This window comes from Bacillus sp. R86525 (assembly GCF_042466195.1).
Lineage (GTDB): Bacteria > Bacillota > Bacilli > Bacillales > Bacillaceae_G > Bacillus_A > Bacillus_A nitratireducens.
Genome location: NZ_JAXHPX010000007.1, coordinates 1,299,605 through 1,314,377, shown reverse-complemented (window position 1 = coordinate 1,314,377; position 14,773 = coordinate 1,299,605). Strand labels below are relative to the sequence as shown.

Genomic DNA, 14,773 nt, shown 5'->3' with positions numbered 1-14,773 from the left:
ATAACCGGAAGAATTAAGAAATCATTATTTGAGAAAAAAAGCTATCCATTACTGGATAGCCTCTGCTGTCTGTTTGAAATGATGTGCTTGCGTAAGTAACTCTTTCGCATGTTCTGTCGTTAAATCTGTAATTTCTACACCAGAAATCATCCGAGCAATTTCTGTTACTTTTTCATCCGTACTTAGCACCGTAACAGATGTAATCGTCCGATCATTCGCCACTTGTTTTCTAATAAATAAATGCGAGTCCGCCATTGAAGCTACCTGAGGTAAGTGCGTAATACAAAGTACTTGCGAGTTTACCGATACACGATAGATTTTTTCCGCAATAGCCTGTGCAACCCGACCACTCACACCTGTATCTACTTCATCAAAAATAACTGAAGCAACACCTTGATGCTTAGAAAAAATACTTTTTAAAGCCAAAATAATACGAGATAATTCTCCGCCAGAAGCAACCTTTGAGAGTGGCTTTAACGGTTCACCAGGGTTCGTTGAAATATAAAACTCCACGTGATCGTAACCATCCGCCGTAAGTTTCACCGGTGTTCCTTCTACAAGAGGTTCTTCTGCATTTCCTTCCCTCTTCATTATTCTCACTTCAAATTTCGTTTTTTCCATATATAATTCTTTTAATTCTTGATGAATAGCGTTTGTAAGATGGTCTGCCAGTTCATGACGCATATCACTTAACAACGTTGCTTCTTTTAAGATAACACCTTCTAATTCCTTTAGCTGCTTTCTCGTCGTTTCAATATGTACGTCTTTATTTTCAATTGTAAAAATTTCTTGTTCAATTTTATCAGCATACGCTAAAATCTCTTCTACAGTATTTCCATACTTTCTCTTTAACATACGGATTTCATTCAACCGTGTTTCAATTTCATCTAAACGTTTCGGATCATATTCCATCATATCTAACTTTTCTCTAAGCTGATATGCAACTTCTTCTAATAAGTAATAGCTATTTGCAATTGAATCATGGCTTTCTTGATACGCCTCATCTAAATGCGTAATACTCTCCATTTGGCTCATTGCATTCCTTACATGATCTAACCCTTGGCTGTCCCCACTCAACGAACGATACGCATCCCCTAACGCTTTATAAATCTTTTCAAAATTGGATATTTTCAATCGTTCCTCAGTCAATTCATATTCTTCATCCATTTTTAAATCTGCCTTACGAATTTCTTCATGTTGGAATTGAATTAAATCTAGACGATGAGCCATTTGTTGTTCATTTTCACTTAAAGATTTCAGCTGTTTTTTAAATTTTTCATAGTCTCCGTATACGTTCTGATATATGTCTAATTGTTTAACAATACGATCTCCATCAAAATGATCTAGCATAAACATATGACGCTCTTCATTCATTAAATCTTGCGTTTCATGCTGTCCATGTATATCAACAAGCGTTTTTCCAATCTCTTTTAATATACTAAGTGTAACAAGCTTCCCATTTACACGGCATACACTTTTTCCGTTCGCAGCAATATCACGTTTTAAAATAATCATGCCATCTTCTATTTCTATATCTAATTCTTCTGCCTTTGCGATACATGGATGCTTATCATCTTCTACATAAAATAAACCCTCTATTTCAGCCTTTTCTGTTCCATATCGAACAAACTCCGCTGAACCACGGCCGCCAACAAGCAAACTAATCGCATCAATAATAATCGATTTTCCGGCTCCTGTTTCACCACTTAAAACGGTTAAACCTTTTTGAAAAGAAATATTTAATGCTTCAATAATAGCAAAGTTTCTGATCGATAATTCCGATAACAATGCCCCATTCACCTCGTTATAAACTAATCCCCTACTAAGGGCTTTTTTTAAGTACTCTTCATTCAAATAGTTATACTATAATATGTATAAATTACTCATCTAACCCGCTCCATTGTACCAAACATTCGTTTTACGGGTCAATCCACCTATTTTCTAACTTTATTTAAAGAAAATATTATATTGCATTTAATAATTCATATTTTTAACCAATAAAAATATCTTGTTTACTTTCCACTTTACAGAGGAAAGTAAACAAGATTTTTTTGTTACAGCATATTTAAGAAACGATCAGAGACAACACCTGTATCTTCAGGTGTACGGCAAATAATTAAGCAAGTATCATCACCACAAATGGTTCCGATAATCTCATCCCACTCTAAATGATCAATAAGTGCCCCAAGTGAATGAGCGTTACCAGGCAATGTTTTTAGCACAAGCATATGTCCTGCCGTGTCTAATTTTACAAATGAATCCACTAGATTTCGTTTTAATTTTTGCAACGGGTTAAATCGTTGATCTGCTGGTAAGCTATATTTATAGCGTCCATCATGTAATGGCACCTTAACTAAGTGCAGTTCTTTAATATCGCGCGATACTGTTGCCTGCGTTACATTAAATCCCTCATTACGTAAAATATCAACTAGTTCATCTTGTGTTTCAATTTCTTTGTTCGCAATAATTTCCCTGATTTTAATATGGCGCTGACCTTTATTCATACATTTGCACCTCACACTATCTCTTACCATAGTTTAAACATTGGTATACTTCACTTATTTATGTTAACGTATAATTCGTTTCTTGTACACAATTGTTTTTACAATCATTATACAATTACAACAAAAAGAGGAACAACATATGTTATTCCCCTTTCCCTTTTTGTTTTAGAACGTCATGCGCTTCTGTAACAACTTGCTCAATAGAAACCGGCGAATGATTTTCGCCATTCTCACGCTCTCCATGCCATTTTAGATGGATTAAAAATTCAATATTACCATCCCCACCCGTAATTGGCGAGAATGTTAAACCTTCGACATCATAGCCTTCCTTCAGAGCAAAATCGACAATCATCTCCACGACAGCTTCATGTACTTTTCTATCACGAACAATGCCTTTTTTCCCAACTTGTTCTCGTCCAGCTTCAAACTGCGGTTTAATTAATGCAGCTACGTCACCATTTAACATAAGCATTGTTTTTAAAACCGGCAATATTAGCTTTAATGATATAAATGAAACATCGATACTTGCAAACTGAGGTAAACCGCGCTCTAAGTCTGCCGGTGTCACGTAACGGAAGTTCGTTCGTTCCATCACAACAACACGCTCATCTTGACGCAATTTCCACGCAAGTTGATTATATCCTACATCTAATGCATAAGATAACTTCGCTCCATTTTGAAGCGCACAATCTGTAAAACCACCAGTTGATGAACCAATATCTATCATAACTTTATCTTGTAAATCAAGTTGAAATGTCTCTAATGCCTTTTCAAGTTTATAACCACCACGGCTTACATATGGCATAACTTGCCCTTTCACCGTAATCTCTGTATCTTGTGAGATTTTCTCTCCTGGCTTATCGAGTCTCATTTCATTCGCATATACGAGCCCTGCCATAACAGCACGTTTAGCCTTCTCGCGCGTTTCTATAAGCCCTCGCTCCACTAATAGTACATCTACTCTTTCTTTTTTTACGCTCATTTGTTACGCCCTTTTTTGTTTTGATGGAATCATTGTATGAATACGGTCTACAACAGCATCTGTCGTTAAACTAATTTCTTCCAATAATTTTGTTACACTACCGTGCTCTATGAAACGGTCTGGAATACCCATTCTTTCAATTAATGCACTATGGTATCCATTTTCAGATGCAAATTCAACTACTCCTGTTCCAAAACCTCCGATTAAACAAGCTTCTTCAATCGTTAAAATCGGTATATTTTTCCCTAAAAGCTCATGTAAATATGCTTCATCCATTGGTTTAATAAAGCGAGCATTCACTACTTTGACTGAAACTCCAGCCTTTTCAAGACGCTCAGCTGCTTCCATTGCCATTGGTATTGTCGTACCAAACGTTAAAATAGCCGCTTGTGTACCTTCTTTTAACGTTTCCCATGAACCAATTGGAATCGCCTTTAATTCTTCATCCATATGAACGCCAAGTCCATTACCGCGCGCATAACGCAAAGCAATCGGTCCATCTTCATATTGCATCGCCGTATAGACTAAATGTTGACCTTCATTTTCATCTTTCGGCATCATAAGCACCATATTCGGCAAGTGACGTAAAAACGAAATGTCAAATACACCTTGATGCGTTTCACCGTCTGCTCCTACTAATCCAGAGCGATCTATTCCAATGAAAACATTTAAATTTTGACGACAAATATCATGAACAACTTGGTCATATGCTCTTTGTAAAAATGTTGAATAAATTGCTAAGAATGGCTTCATCCCTTGTGTTGCCATACCAGCCGCCATTGTTGTAGCATGCTGTTCTGCAATACCTACATCAATCATACGATCCGGGAATTCTTTTTGGAATTTCTCAAGTTTCGATCCAACAGGCATTGCAGGTGTAATTGCAACGATACGCTCATCCGTTCTCGCTAGCTTAAGTACTGTTTCACTAACAACAGCACTCCATGCCGGTGCAACTTCTTTCGGTTTAACGAAGTCACCTGATTCAATTTTATACGGTCCTGTTCCATGCCAAGTCCCAATAACATCACTCTCAGCTGGTTTATAACCTTTTCCTTTTTTCGTAATTACATGAACAAGTACTGGGCCTTTTGTTTTCTTTGCATATTGCAACGTTTCGAATAACTTTTCATAATCATGCCCATCGACCGGACCTAAATATGTAAAGCCTAATTCTTCAAAAAAGACGCCTGATACTAGTAAATATTTTAGACTATCCTTTATTTTCTCTGCTGTCGCAGCAACTTTCCCGCCAACTGCTGGGATTTTCTTCAATATATACTCTAATTCATCTTTTACCCAATGGTACTTCCCTGCGGTACGTAAACGACCAAGTACATTATGAAGCGCACCGACGTTTGGTGCAATTGACATTTCATTGTCATTCAAAATAACAATCATGTCCGTTTTTTCATGGCCAATATGGTTTAATGCCTCTAAAGCCATTCCGCCTGTTAATGCACCATCGCCAATGATTGGTATAACGTATTCTTCCGTTTTCTTTAAATCACGCGCTAGAGCCATTCCCATTGCAGCAGATAATGACGTCGAACTATGACCAGTTTCCCATACATCGTGCTCACTCTCGCAGCGTTTTGGGAAACCACATAGACCTTGGTATTGCCTTAATGTGCCGAATTCTTTCGCACGCCCTGTTAAAATTTTATGTACATAGGATTGATGTCCTACATCCCATAAAAACTTATCTTTCGGACTATCAAATAATTTATGCAGAGCAATTGTGAGTTCTACTACACCTAAATTAGGTGCAATATGTCCACCTGTTTGAGAGAGCTCTTCAATTAAAAACTTACGAATATCCTCACTCAATCCCTCTAGTTCACTAATAGACATATCTTTCAAAAAACTAGGGTTTTGAATTTGCGTTAGATCCACACGGATCACTCACTTTCATTTCATAATCTGTCAACATGTCAAATATTATAAGAAACATTTACACAATACAAGAAATTCTCTTTCTATTCTTTTTATCTTGTCCTGCTTTCAGAAAACACTTCCATTTTTTTCACTTATTATATTATACATCATATTTCTACACGATGAAAAAAATAGCCGCTAACACGAAGTGATAACGGCAATGTAATCTACATATATTTTTGCCAATAACAAGAAAAGAAAAACCTTTTCCTACATTTATATCATAAAATGATGAATGACTCAACAAATGAAAACGCTGTTATATTAGTTATTACGTTTTGCGATTAAATCACAAATAGATAGTAAATATTCATCTTGTAATTGCAAGGAGCTAATAGAATCTTTTGCTTTTGCAATTGTCTCCTCTAAAATAGATTTTGCTCTATCTACAGTAAATAACGTCGTATATGTACTCTTTTCATTAGAAACATCACTACCAATCGGTTTTCCAATCTCTTCTTCGATTCCTTCTACATCTAAAATATCGTCTCTAATTTGGAAAGCTAGACCGATATATTTTGCAAATGCAAGTAACTTCTCTTCCTGCTCTTCTGTAGCATCAGAAAGTATCGCTCCTGCAAGTACAGCAAACTCAAGTAGTTTACCCGTTTTATGCTTATGGATGTACTCTAATTCATTAATTGTAAGTCGTTTTCCTTCAGCTTCCATATCTGCCACTTGTCCAGCAACCATTCCTTCAGGTCCTGCTGCTTTCGCAAGCTCAAGTACAAGTCTTACTTTCTTTTCAGCAGAGATTTCTTTTTGCTCATATGCCATAATAACTTGAAAAGCATATGTCAACAAACCATCTCCTGCTAAAACTGCCATTGCTTCACCAAATACTTTATGATTTGTAGGCTTTCCTCGTCTTAGATCATCATCATCCATACAAGGTAAATCATCATGAATTAACGAATATGTATGAATCATTTCAAGGGCACAAGCTGCACCCACTCCAAGATTTTTTTCTTTCCCAAACGCTTGTAACGTTGCAAATAAAAGTAACGGGCGGAGACGTTTCCCACCCGCTTCCAAAGAATATGCCATCGCTTCACGAAGCACATTTGGACATTGTAATTCATTTGCATAGCTTACAAGCTTTTCTTCTACGAAAGTTTTACTCTCTTTCAAAAAAGCATCAAAAGCTATATGTGTCACTATGCTTCATCTCCTAAAGCAGTAAACGGTTTAAGCTCTCCATCTTCCCCAAGGATAACTGCCATTTGTTCTTGTACATCTTTCAATTTCTCATCACAAAACTTAGATAATTCCATGCCTTCTTTAAAATAAGAAATTGCTTCCTCTAAAGGTACATCACCTTGTTCAAGCTTAGAAACGAGGTGCTCAAGCTGCGAAATTGCTTCTTCAAAGCTTAACTTATTTTCCATTATTCAATTCACGCTCCTCTATGCTTGATACGCTACAATCTAGTATTCCATCTTGTAATTGAACCGAAACAGCATCTCCAAGGCTAACATCTTTCACGCTTTTTAATACTTGTTTCTCTTCATCGTATACAAGCCCATACCCTCTCATCATTACTTTAAGCGGGCTTAATACCTCAAGCTTTTGAGCCGCTCTCACAAATACGAACTCCTTCGTTTGAAGTAATGTTTGCATTTCACGTTGCAACTGCTTTTGCAACGTTTCAATTGCCGTTTTCGTTTGTATAATTTTTTGAGATGGGTGGTGCTTTTCTAAATAAAATGAAAGTTGCTTTAATTGATTTACTTTTTTATCTATATAACGCTCTTTCGCTAAAACAAGTTGTTCAAGAGCCCTGTCTAACTGCTCTTCTTTTTGCTCATACACTTGCCTTGGATAACGGAACGCATAAGATTTTTGTAGCACTTGCAGTTTTTCTTCTTTTTTATGTACTCTCTCTCTCATTGCTCTTTGCAATCTCAGAGTTCTTTGTAATACCTTTTCTTGTAGCTCTATAATATTAGGTACCGCCAGCTCAGCCGCTGCAGTCGGTGTTGGTGCACGTAAATCCGCGACAAAATCTGCGATTGTAAAATCTGTTTCATGGCCTACAGCCGAAATAATCGGAATCTCACTTGTAAAAATCGCTCTTGCAACTACTTCCTCATTAAAGGCCCATAATTCTTCAATAGAGCCACCACCACGTCCTACAATTAAAACATCAATATCTCCCATTTCATTCGCTGTACGAATCGCTTGTACAATCGAGGGAGCTGCTGACTCCCCTTGTACAAGTACGGGAAACACAATAACATTCCCAATTGGGTAACGACGTTTAATTGTTGTTATAATATCGCGAATCGCTGCTCCTGTTGGCGACGTGATTACACCTATTGTTTTAGCATACGGAGGAATTATTTTTTTATAAACTTGAGAAAACAAGCCCTCTTCCTCTAAACGAACTTTTAATTGCTCATAAGCTAAATGCAAGTTTCCAATTCCATCAGGCTGCATGTCTTGAATATAAATTTGATAAGAACCACTCGCCTCGTAAACAGAAATCTTTCCTTTTACAAGTACTTTCATTCCATTTTCCGGTCTGAATTTAATGTTACGATTATGACCCGCAAACATAACCGCTGCAATTCTTGCATTTTCATCTTTCAATGTAAAATACATATGACCACGACTATGATATTTAAAGTTGGAAATTTCTCCTTTTAACCAAACAGACTGTAAATGCGGATCATACTCTATTTTTGTTTTAATATAGCGTGTTAATGCTGTAACGGTTAAATATTGTTTCTCCATTGCTCTCTCCTCATAGCCGATTCAAATTATTGACAAACAACACCTGCACGCTTTGCAGACTCCACAGTATTGTGAAGAAGCATTGTAATAGTCATTGGGCCGACTCCTTTTGGCACAGGCGTAATGTATCCCGCAACGTCTAATACGTTATCAAAATCAACGTCACCACAAAGTTTACCTGTGTCTAAACGGTTAACACCAACATCAATTACAACTGCACCTTCTTTAATATAATCAGCTGTTACCATTTTCGCTCTTCCAACAGCTACGATTAAAATATCAGCTAACTTCGATAATTCTTTTATATTTTGCGTCTTTGAATGACAATATGTGACAGTTGCATTTTCATTTAAAAACAGTTGTCCCACCGGTTTACCAACAATATTACTTCTTCCGATTACAACAACATGTTTTCCAGAAATATCAAGATTTATTTCTTTTACTAATTCCACAATACCGTGCGGTGTACATGGAAGGAATGTATCTTGTCCCGTCATCATACGTCCAACGCTGATTGGGTGAAATCCATCTACATCCTTTTCAGGTGAAATTCTTTCAATGATAGCTTTTTCTTCAATATGTTTTGGTAAAGGTAATTGTACTAATATGCCATTAATACGGTCGTCTCCATTTAAGCGATCGATTTCAGCAAGCAAACGCTCCTCAGTAATCGTTTCAGGAAGTTCAATTAGCTCTGAATAAATTCCTACTTGCTCACAGCCTTTTTCTTTTCCTTTTACATAAGAACGCGATGCTGGGTCTTCTCCAACTAAAATAACTGCTAATCCTGGTACAATCCCTTGCTCTTTTAACTTCACAACTTCTTCTTTCAATTGTGCTCGTTTTTTCTCCGCAACTTCATTTCCTTTGATGATTACTGCTACCATTTTAAGATTCCCCCTTAAAGAAATTACAGTGTATCTTTTATATTAGATAAAACGCCGTTAATAAAACGACGAGATTCCTCATCCCCAAATGTTTTTGCAATTTCAATCGCTTCGTTAATTGTTACATTGTGTGGAATTTCTTCCATGTATTTCATTTCATACACAGCTACACGTAAAATACTGCGATCAACAATACTAATACGCTCAAGCTTCCACTTTTTTAAATTTTGACGAATTGCTGCGTCAATCTCTTCTTTGTTGTCTACAAATCCTACAACAAGTGATTCTAGAAACTCATTTGTTTCTTCACCTTCATCTAGCGTATTTTCCACCGCTACTTTCGGTTCTAATTCACCTGTAATATCCATTTGGTATAATGCTTGCATAGCTCTTTCTCTAGCCGTCCTACGTTTCATTGTAACTCTCCTTTATACTTCAAGTCTTTCCTTATGCTTTGTTATATTATTATAATTTATAAGCCGTCAATTCACTTACTCTTGTAGTTTTCATTGATTTTCCAACCTTATAATACAATGATAATAACACAATTTATCGTTTCACACACGGGGTACAAGGCTGAAAAATAATAAAAAGATTAACTTCAAGTTCCATATCTTATCACAATGTACGTTTTTTGGAAAAATGAAACATTCCCTTTTACATTTCTTATTTTTTGAAATAGTATAATAATTTAGAGGTTTTTAATTTGTGAAGAAATGAAACGATAAAAAAGGCACCTACGTTACTAGGCACCTTTTTCACTCTTACACTGGTTCGATTTCTGTTTTTTGTGTTTCGAATGTTACGCCAACGATGTGAACATTCACTTCTTTTGGCTCAAGTCCTGTCATTGTAAAGAGTGCCTGGCGTATATTGTCTTGAATTTTTTGTGCAACAACTGGAATTGCTACACCAAAATACATAACAACATAAAGGTCAACAATAATATCTTCGTTTGCTAGCTCAACCTTTACACCTTTACCGTGATTTTTCTTACCTAACTTCTCAACAACATCTGTAGCAAAATTACCACGCATTGCCGCTACACCTTCTACTTCAGCAGCTGCAATACCTGCAATTACTTCGATTACTTCTGGTGCAATTTCTACTTTTCCAAGAGTTGTATCTTGACCCATATCTAACATATGTTCAGCCATGAAAAAAACCTCCTTTAATGTATCACTGCGTCACAAGTTCATGCTCTTCCAAAAATTTCGTGTTAAACTCACCTTTTACAAAATCAGGATGATCTAGCAATTGCAAATGGAACGGGATTGTTGTATGTACGCCTTCAATGACAAACTCACTGAGTGCTCGCTTCATTTTTGCAATTGCCTCTTCACGTGTTTTTCCGTGAACAATTAATTTAGCAACCATCGAATCATAGAAAGGTGGAATTGAATATCCCGGATATACAGCTGAATCGACGCGAATACCAAATCCGCCTGGTGGCAAGTACATTTCTACTTTACCTGGAGATGGCATAAATTTTTTGGCAGGGTTTTCCGCATTAATTCGACATTCAATTGCCCAACCATTAAATTGTACTTCTTCTTGCTGTAACGATAATTTTTCTCCAGAAGCAACACGAATTTGTTCTTTAATTAAATCCATCCCTGTTACCATTTCTGTAACTGGATGCTCAACTTGAATTCTCGTATTCATCTCCATGAAATAAAAGGTTTTCGTTTTATATTCATAAATAAACTCAACCGTACCAGCACCTGTATAATCAACCGCTACCGCTGCTTTAACTGCTGCATCACCCATTTGCTGACGAATATTTTCATCAAGTGCAGGGGATGGGCTTTCTTCTAATAGTTTTTGCAAACGGCGCTGAATTGTACAATCACGCTCTCCTAAATGAATGGCATTTCCATGTGTATCTGCCATTATTTGAATCTCAACATGGCGGAAATCTTCAACGTACTTTTCTAAGTATACACCAGGGTTCCCAAAAGCGGTACTAGCTTCTTGCTGTGTAATTTGAATTCCTTTTACAAGCTCTTCTTCATGGCGCGCAACACGAATACCTTTTCCGCCACCACCTGCAGTCGCTTTAATAATAACTGGATATCCAATTTGATTAGCAAGCTCAATCGCTTCTTCGGTATTTTTAATAATCCCTTGTGAACCTGGTACAATCGGAACCCCTGCTTCTTTCATTGTATCACGTGCAACGTCTTTTGTGCCCATCTTTGAAATAGCTTCTGGGCTTGGACCGATAAAAATCAAGTTACACTCACGGCATAATTCTGCAAAATCCGCATTCTCTGCTAAAAATCCATATCCCGGATGAATTGCATCACAACCTGTTAATTTCGCAACACTAATAATGTTCGTCAAATTTAAATAGCTTTCTTTCGAAACCGTTGGTCCAACACAATACGCTTCATCTGCAATTTGCACATGAAGTGACTCTTTGTCTGCTTCTGAATAAATTGCAACTGTTTCAATATCCATTTCTTTACAAGCACGAACAATTCGTACAGCAATTTCCCCACGATTGGCTATTAATACTTTTTTTATCATCACAAAGACTCCCTTATTACGCTTTTACAAGAAATAGCGGTTGTCCATACTCAACAAGCTGTCCGTTATTAACAAGAATTTCAACAATTTCGCCCTCTACATCTGCGTCAATTTCGTTAAATAATTTCATAGCTTCAACAATACATACGATAGAATCTTTCGATACTTTGTCCCCAACACTTACATATTGAGGTGTATCAGGCGAAGAAGAGGAATAAAATGTTCCTACCATCGGTGATGTGATTTTATGCAGGTTTTCATTTTGAACAGCTGTCTTCTCTTCTTGTTTTGGCACTTCTACTTGTGCCGCCGCTACTGTTGTTTCTACTTCAACAGGTGCTGCTGGTTGCATGACTTGTTTCGTTACAGGTGCTTGCACCGTAACTACTTCATTACCACGTTTTTTCATTTTAATTGTTGTACCGTCTTTTTTGTATTCAAATTCATCAATATTAGAGCTATCAATTAATTTAATTAATTCACGAACTTCTTGAATTTTAAACATGTAAAATCCACTCCCATACTCTTGTTTGTCCCGTTTTTACAGATTCTCATCACTAAAACTAGATTGACTGTAAAAATACGATGTATTCTATTAGAAAATTCATTTCATTTACTAATAGAAATATTTACTATTCCCATCTTACGATAAATTTTTTAAACATTCCAATTTATATTTCTTTGTAATAAATCGAAACTCCTGTAAAAATATTATTCCACTAAAAAATTATTACCTAGTAATAATACCAAGTTTCATGCAAAATTGGCAAGACCACTTCCCAAAAAACATTTTTCACTTTTTCAAAACTTCACATTGTAAACACGTAATTCCCTAACCACTCTTCTTTTTTCTAAGATAAAAAACATATTTTTACCAAATATTATTTTTTTGTTTACGTGCCGTTCATTCTTCCTTCATATAAGAATAGTATGTTCAAAGTGTATAAAATTTATTGTAGTGAGGTGTGGACATATGATATGGCTCATTCTATTCTTGCCTGCTGTAGTGATTTGGGCATTGGTCCTCTTCATCCACGTCAAATCTGGAAAAAGTAATCACCATTATCATGAACCATTAATCTTTTACTCACAGCGTATTTCCCCGTTTCCAATTGAAAAGACTAAATATAACAACAAAGATGAAATAGAAAAAAGCTATCGAAATCGATAGCTTTTTCTATTATTCTTTTATCTCATTTGAAGCAGCAACACCTATTATAATTTCAATTTACTTTACTGATGGATCAAATTTCACACCTACATCTTTTGGACCACCTTCACTTCTTACAAGCTGAATAATTTTATTCGCTTCTTTTTGTGAATGCTTTGCTGATTTAACCGTCACTTTAATGTCCGTTCCATCAGCTCTTACAAGAGCATCTTTATATCCACCTTGAGATTTAATCACTGTCTCAAGTAATTGTTGCTTCGTTTCCATTGTAGTTATTGCATCAAGATTATCTTTCGCTTTACTCTTTTCTTCTGCTGAAGATTTTGATGACTTCATTACATTTTGTAGCTTTTCTTTCTCTACACTACGCTGATCTTCCATTTGCATACGTAGCGCTGTGAAATTCTCATCGCTTGATTGAACTGTTACGCTAGCCTCTTTTTTACTTGTTTCCTTTTTGTCATTCTCTTTTTTGTCTGTTTCTTTATTTGTAGTTTCCTTGCTTGTACTTTCTTTTGTTGTCTCTTTATTTGTAGTTTCTTTCGTTGTTTCTTTTGTAACTGCTTTATCAGCACCTTGCTTTTCTTGCCCCATCTTTTCACCCGTTGCCGGTGCTGCTGTATTCATTTTTTCAGGAGTTGTTACGTAATAAACAGATAGTACAACCACTAAACTTAACATCGTTAATAGCCAAACCGTTTGTTTTTTTAACACTTTATTTCCTCCCTATCAATTTTTCGGTGATACTGAAACGCGATGAGATGGTACATCTAACAATCGCGTCACAGCTTCTTTTACCATTGCTTTTATTTGTATATTATCCACTCCCTTTGCTACGACAAGAACACCTCGTACTTTCGGTTTCTCTGTTCGCAAAACAATTGGAGTTTCTTTATCACCTTCACGTATAATGACGGTCTTTTCATCAAGAGACTCGTCCTCTACTTCCCTTTTACCGCCTGCTTTATCAGTTTCACCTGTTGTTTGCGAGCGTTTTACAGTATTTTTCTCGAGTATTTTTTCTTCAGATGAATCTAAGTTCACTTTAATAGTTACGTCTTTTACTCCAGCTATCTCTTCTAAAGAAGCTTTCAATTCTTGTTCATACGCTTTTTCATATTTTTCTACATTTGACATATTATCATTGTTTTTTTGTCCGAAAGTTGGTACATCTTTATCTTGGTTTTGACTTGTCTTTTCTTTAAACACAGGCACTTCTTCTTTTTTAGGTGCAAAGAAATTACTAGAAAACATAAGCACAATCCCAAGTATGAGTAGGACAAGCAAAAACTTAGGTGTTACTTTTTTCCCCTTCTCATTACTTTCTTTTTCATCCCCATTCAATAAGTTTCGAAAAAATGAGAACCTCGAATTTTTATCTTTATTGTCCATTTACGCTACCTGTCCTCCCTTCCATCTGAACTTGGATTTGTTTATCCTCTAGTTGCCACCTGCTTGAAAAGAAATTTTCCATTTCTACATTCGTTTCTTCTAATTTTTTTGGCGGTTCTTTCGTATTAATTTCAATTGACTTTACTGTTTCGATTGCATCATTTTTACTACGCTCTTTTTCTTTCAACGTCACTACAACAGATTGAATATCTTTCGCTGACTTTACTTCTTCTGCATGTTTCACTGCGACTATTTGTATTTCAGAGACTGTCATACCATACTTTTTCTCGAAATCTTTTCCTACGTCTTTTTTCATTTTGGTAGCCATCTCTTCTAAACTATATGCACGTGTTAGAGCTTGTATTTCTTTTTTCTTCGAATCTATCGAATTTTTTACTGATCCATCTGCTACGTACTTTTCTTCATTGAAATTTGCGATAACTTCATTTACATCTGTTTGTAACAACTTAAATAGAGGCGTTAAAATTAATACAACTAACAATAGACTTACAACGAATTTAACGTACTTTTGTAAATTTGAATTCGGAAGAATAAGATGAAGCATTGTCGCTAAGAGTAAAAAAACGATAATATTTCTAATCCACTCTGTAACAAATTGCATACTCTTCAC

The 14,773-nt window shown here is 36.0% G+C and carries 16 protein-coding genes; 1 reads left to right on the top strand and 15 read right to left on the bottom strand.

The features are described from left to right. Nucleotides 1-48: 48 nt before the first annotated feature. The 12 genes from recN to accB form a co-directional block, all read right to left on the bottom strand. On the bottom strand, nt 49-1,788 hold the full coding sequence (recN, locus tag SJY24_RS09380) for a DNA repair protein RecN (RefSeq protein WP_377864471.1): 1,740 nt from the start codon (nt 1,786-1,788) through the stop codon (nt 49-51). Nucleotides 1,789-2,054: 266 nt separating this feature from the next. Next, nucleotides 2,055-2,504 (bottom strand): arginine repressor ArgR, encoded by a 450-nt coding sequence (gene argR / locus SJY24_RS09375; RefSeq protein WP_001032581.1) that lies wholly within the window; start codon nt 2,502-2,504, stop codon nt 2,055-2,057. A gap of 142 nt (nt 2,505-2,646) precedes the next feature. After that, the gene (locus SJY24_RS09370) at nt 2,647-3,486 is read right to left on the bottom strand and encodes a TlyA family RNA methyltransferase (protein WP_097830735.1); all 840 of its coding nucleotides are present in this window, start codon (nt 3,484-3,486) and stop codon (nt 2,647-2,649) included. Nucleotides 3,487-3,489: 3 nt separating this feature from the next. Then, on the bottom strand, nt 3,490-5,382 hold the full coding sequence (gene dxs / locus SJY24_RS09365) for a 1-deoxy-D-xylulose-5-phosphate synthase (protein WP_377864470.1): 1,893 nt from the start codon (nt 5,380-5,382) through the stop codon (nt 3,490-3,492). A 306-nt stretch (nt 5,383-5,688) separates the two neighbouring features. Continuing rightward, on the bottom strand, nt 5,689-6,582 hold the full coding sequence (gene ispA / locus SJY24_RS09360) for a (2E,6E)-farnesyl diphosphate synthase (RefSeq protein WP_377864469.1): 894 nt from the start codon (nt 6,580-6,582) through the stop codon (nt 5,689-5,691). Then, nucleotides 6,582-6,812 carry an exodeoxyribonuclease VII small subunit gene (gene xseB, locus SJY24_RS09355; RefSeq protein ID WP_098498688.1) on the bottom strand — a complete coding sequence of 77 codons (231 nt, stop codon included), beginning with the start codon at nt 6,810-6,812 and terminating at the stop codon, nt 6,582-6,584. Before xseB ends, ispA begins: the two co-directional genes overlap by 1 nt. Beyond that, the gene (gene xseA, locus SJY24_RS09350; protein ID WP_097830732.1) at nt 6,802-8,160 is read right to left on the bottom strand and encodes an exodeoxyribonuclease VII large subunit; all 1,359 of its coding nucleotides are present in this window, start codon (nt 8,158-8,160) and stop codon (nt 6,802-6,804) included. Before xseA ends, xseB begins: the two co-directional genes overlap by 11 nt. A gap of 26 nt (nt 8,161-8,186) precedes the next feature. Next, nucleotides 8,187-9,047, bottom strand: coding sequence for a bifunctional methylenetetrahydrofolate dehydrogenase/methenyltetrahydrofolate cyclohydrolase FolD (gene folD, locus SJY24_RS09345; RefSeq protein ID WP_377864468.1), 861 nt, complete (start codon nt 9,045-9,047; stop codon nt 8,187-8,189). Between the two features lie 23 nt (nt 9,048-9,070). Further along, nucleotides 9,071-9,463 carry a N utilization substance protein NusB gene (gene nusB, locus SJY24_RS09340; RefSeq protein ID WP_000830246.1) on the bottom strand — a complete coding sequence of 131 codons (393 nt, stop codon included), beginning with the start codon at nt 9,461-9,463 and terminating at the stop codon, nt 9,071-9,073. 348 nt (nt 9,464-9,811) lie between these two features. After that, nucleotides 9,812-10,204, bottom strand: a complete 393-nt coding sequence (locus SJY24_RS09335) for an Asp23/Gls24 family envelope stress response protein (protein WP_000807630.1) — start codon at nt 10,202-10,204, stop codon at nt 9,812-9,814. A 22-nt stretch (nt 10,205-10,226) separates the two neighbouring features. After that, nucleotides 10,227-11,579 carry an acetyl-CoA carboxylase biotin carboxylase subunit gene (accC, locus tag SJY24_RS09330; protein WP_377864467.1) on the bottom strand — a complete coding sequence of 451 codons (1,353 nt, stop codon included), beginning with the start codon at nt 11,577-11,579 and terminating at the stop codon, nt 10,227-10,229. Nucleotides 11,580-11,595: 16 nt separating this feature from the next. Continuing rightward, nucleotides 11,596-12,084 carry an acetyl-CoA carboxylase biotin carboxyl carrier protein gene (gene accB, locus SJY24_RS09325; RefSeq protein WP_000472877.1) on the bottom strand — a complete coding sequence of 163 codons (489 nt, stop codon included), beginning with the start codon at nt 12,082-12,084 and terminating at the stop codon, nt 11,596-11,598. 468 nt (nt 12,085-12,552) lie between these two features. Here accB and SJY24_RS09320 point away from each other — a divergent pair, with 468 nt between their 5' ends. Beyond that, on the top strand, nt 12,553-12,750 hold the full coding sequence (locus SJY24_RS09320; RefSeq protein ID WP_002094415.1) for a hypothetical protein: 198 nt from the start codon (nt 12,553-12,555) through the stop codon (nt 12,748-12,750). A gap of 57 nt (nt 12,751-12,807) precedes the next feature. Here SJY24_RS09320 and SJY24_RS09315 read toward each other — a convergent pair whose 3' ends face one another. The 3 genes from SJY24_RS09315 to spoIIIAF are packed head-to-tail and all read right to left on the bottom strand — an operon-like array spanning nt 12,808 to nt 14,764. Further along, the gene (locus tag SJY24_RS09315; protein WP_000914727.1) at nt 12,808-13,464 is read right to left on the bottom strand and encodes a SpoIIIAH-like family protein; all 657 of its coding nucleotides are present in this window, start codon (nt 13,462-13,464) and stop codon (nt 12,808-12,810) included. Nucleotides 13,465-13,479: 15 nt separating this feature from the next. Next, entirely contained in the window at nt 13,480-14,142 is a 663-nt protein-coding gene (gene spoIIIAG, locus SJY24_RS09310; RefSeq protein ID WP_071747083.1) for a stage III sporulation protein AG, read from the bottom strand. Further along, nucleotides 14,132-14,764, bottom strand: coding sequence for a stage III sporulation protein AF (gene spoIIIAF, locus SJY24_RS09305; RefSeq protein ID WP_001161029.1), 633 nt, complete (start codon nt 14,762-14,764; stop codon nt 14,132-14,134). Before spoIIIAF ends, spoIIIAG begins: the two co-directional genes overlap by 11 nt. Nucleotides 14,765-14,773: the final 9 nt, after the last annotated feature.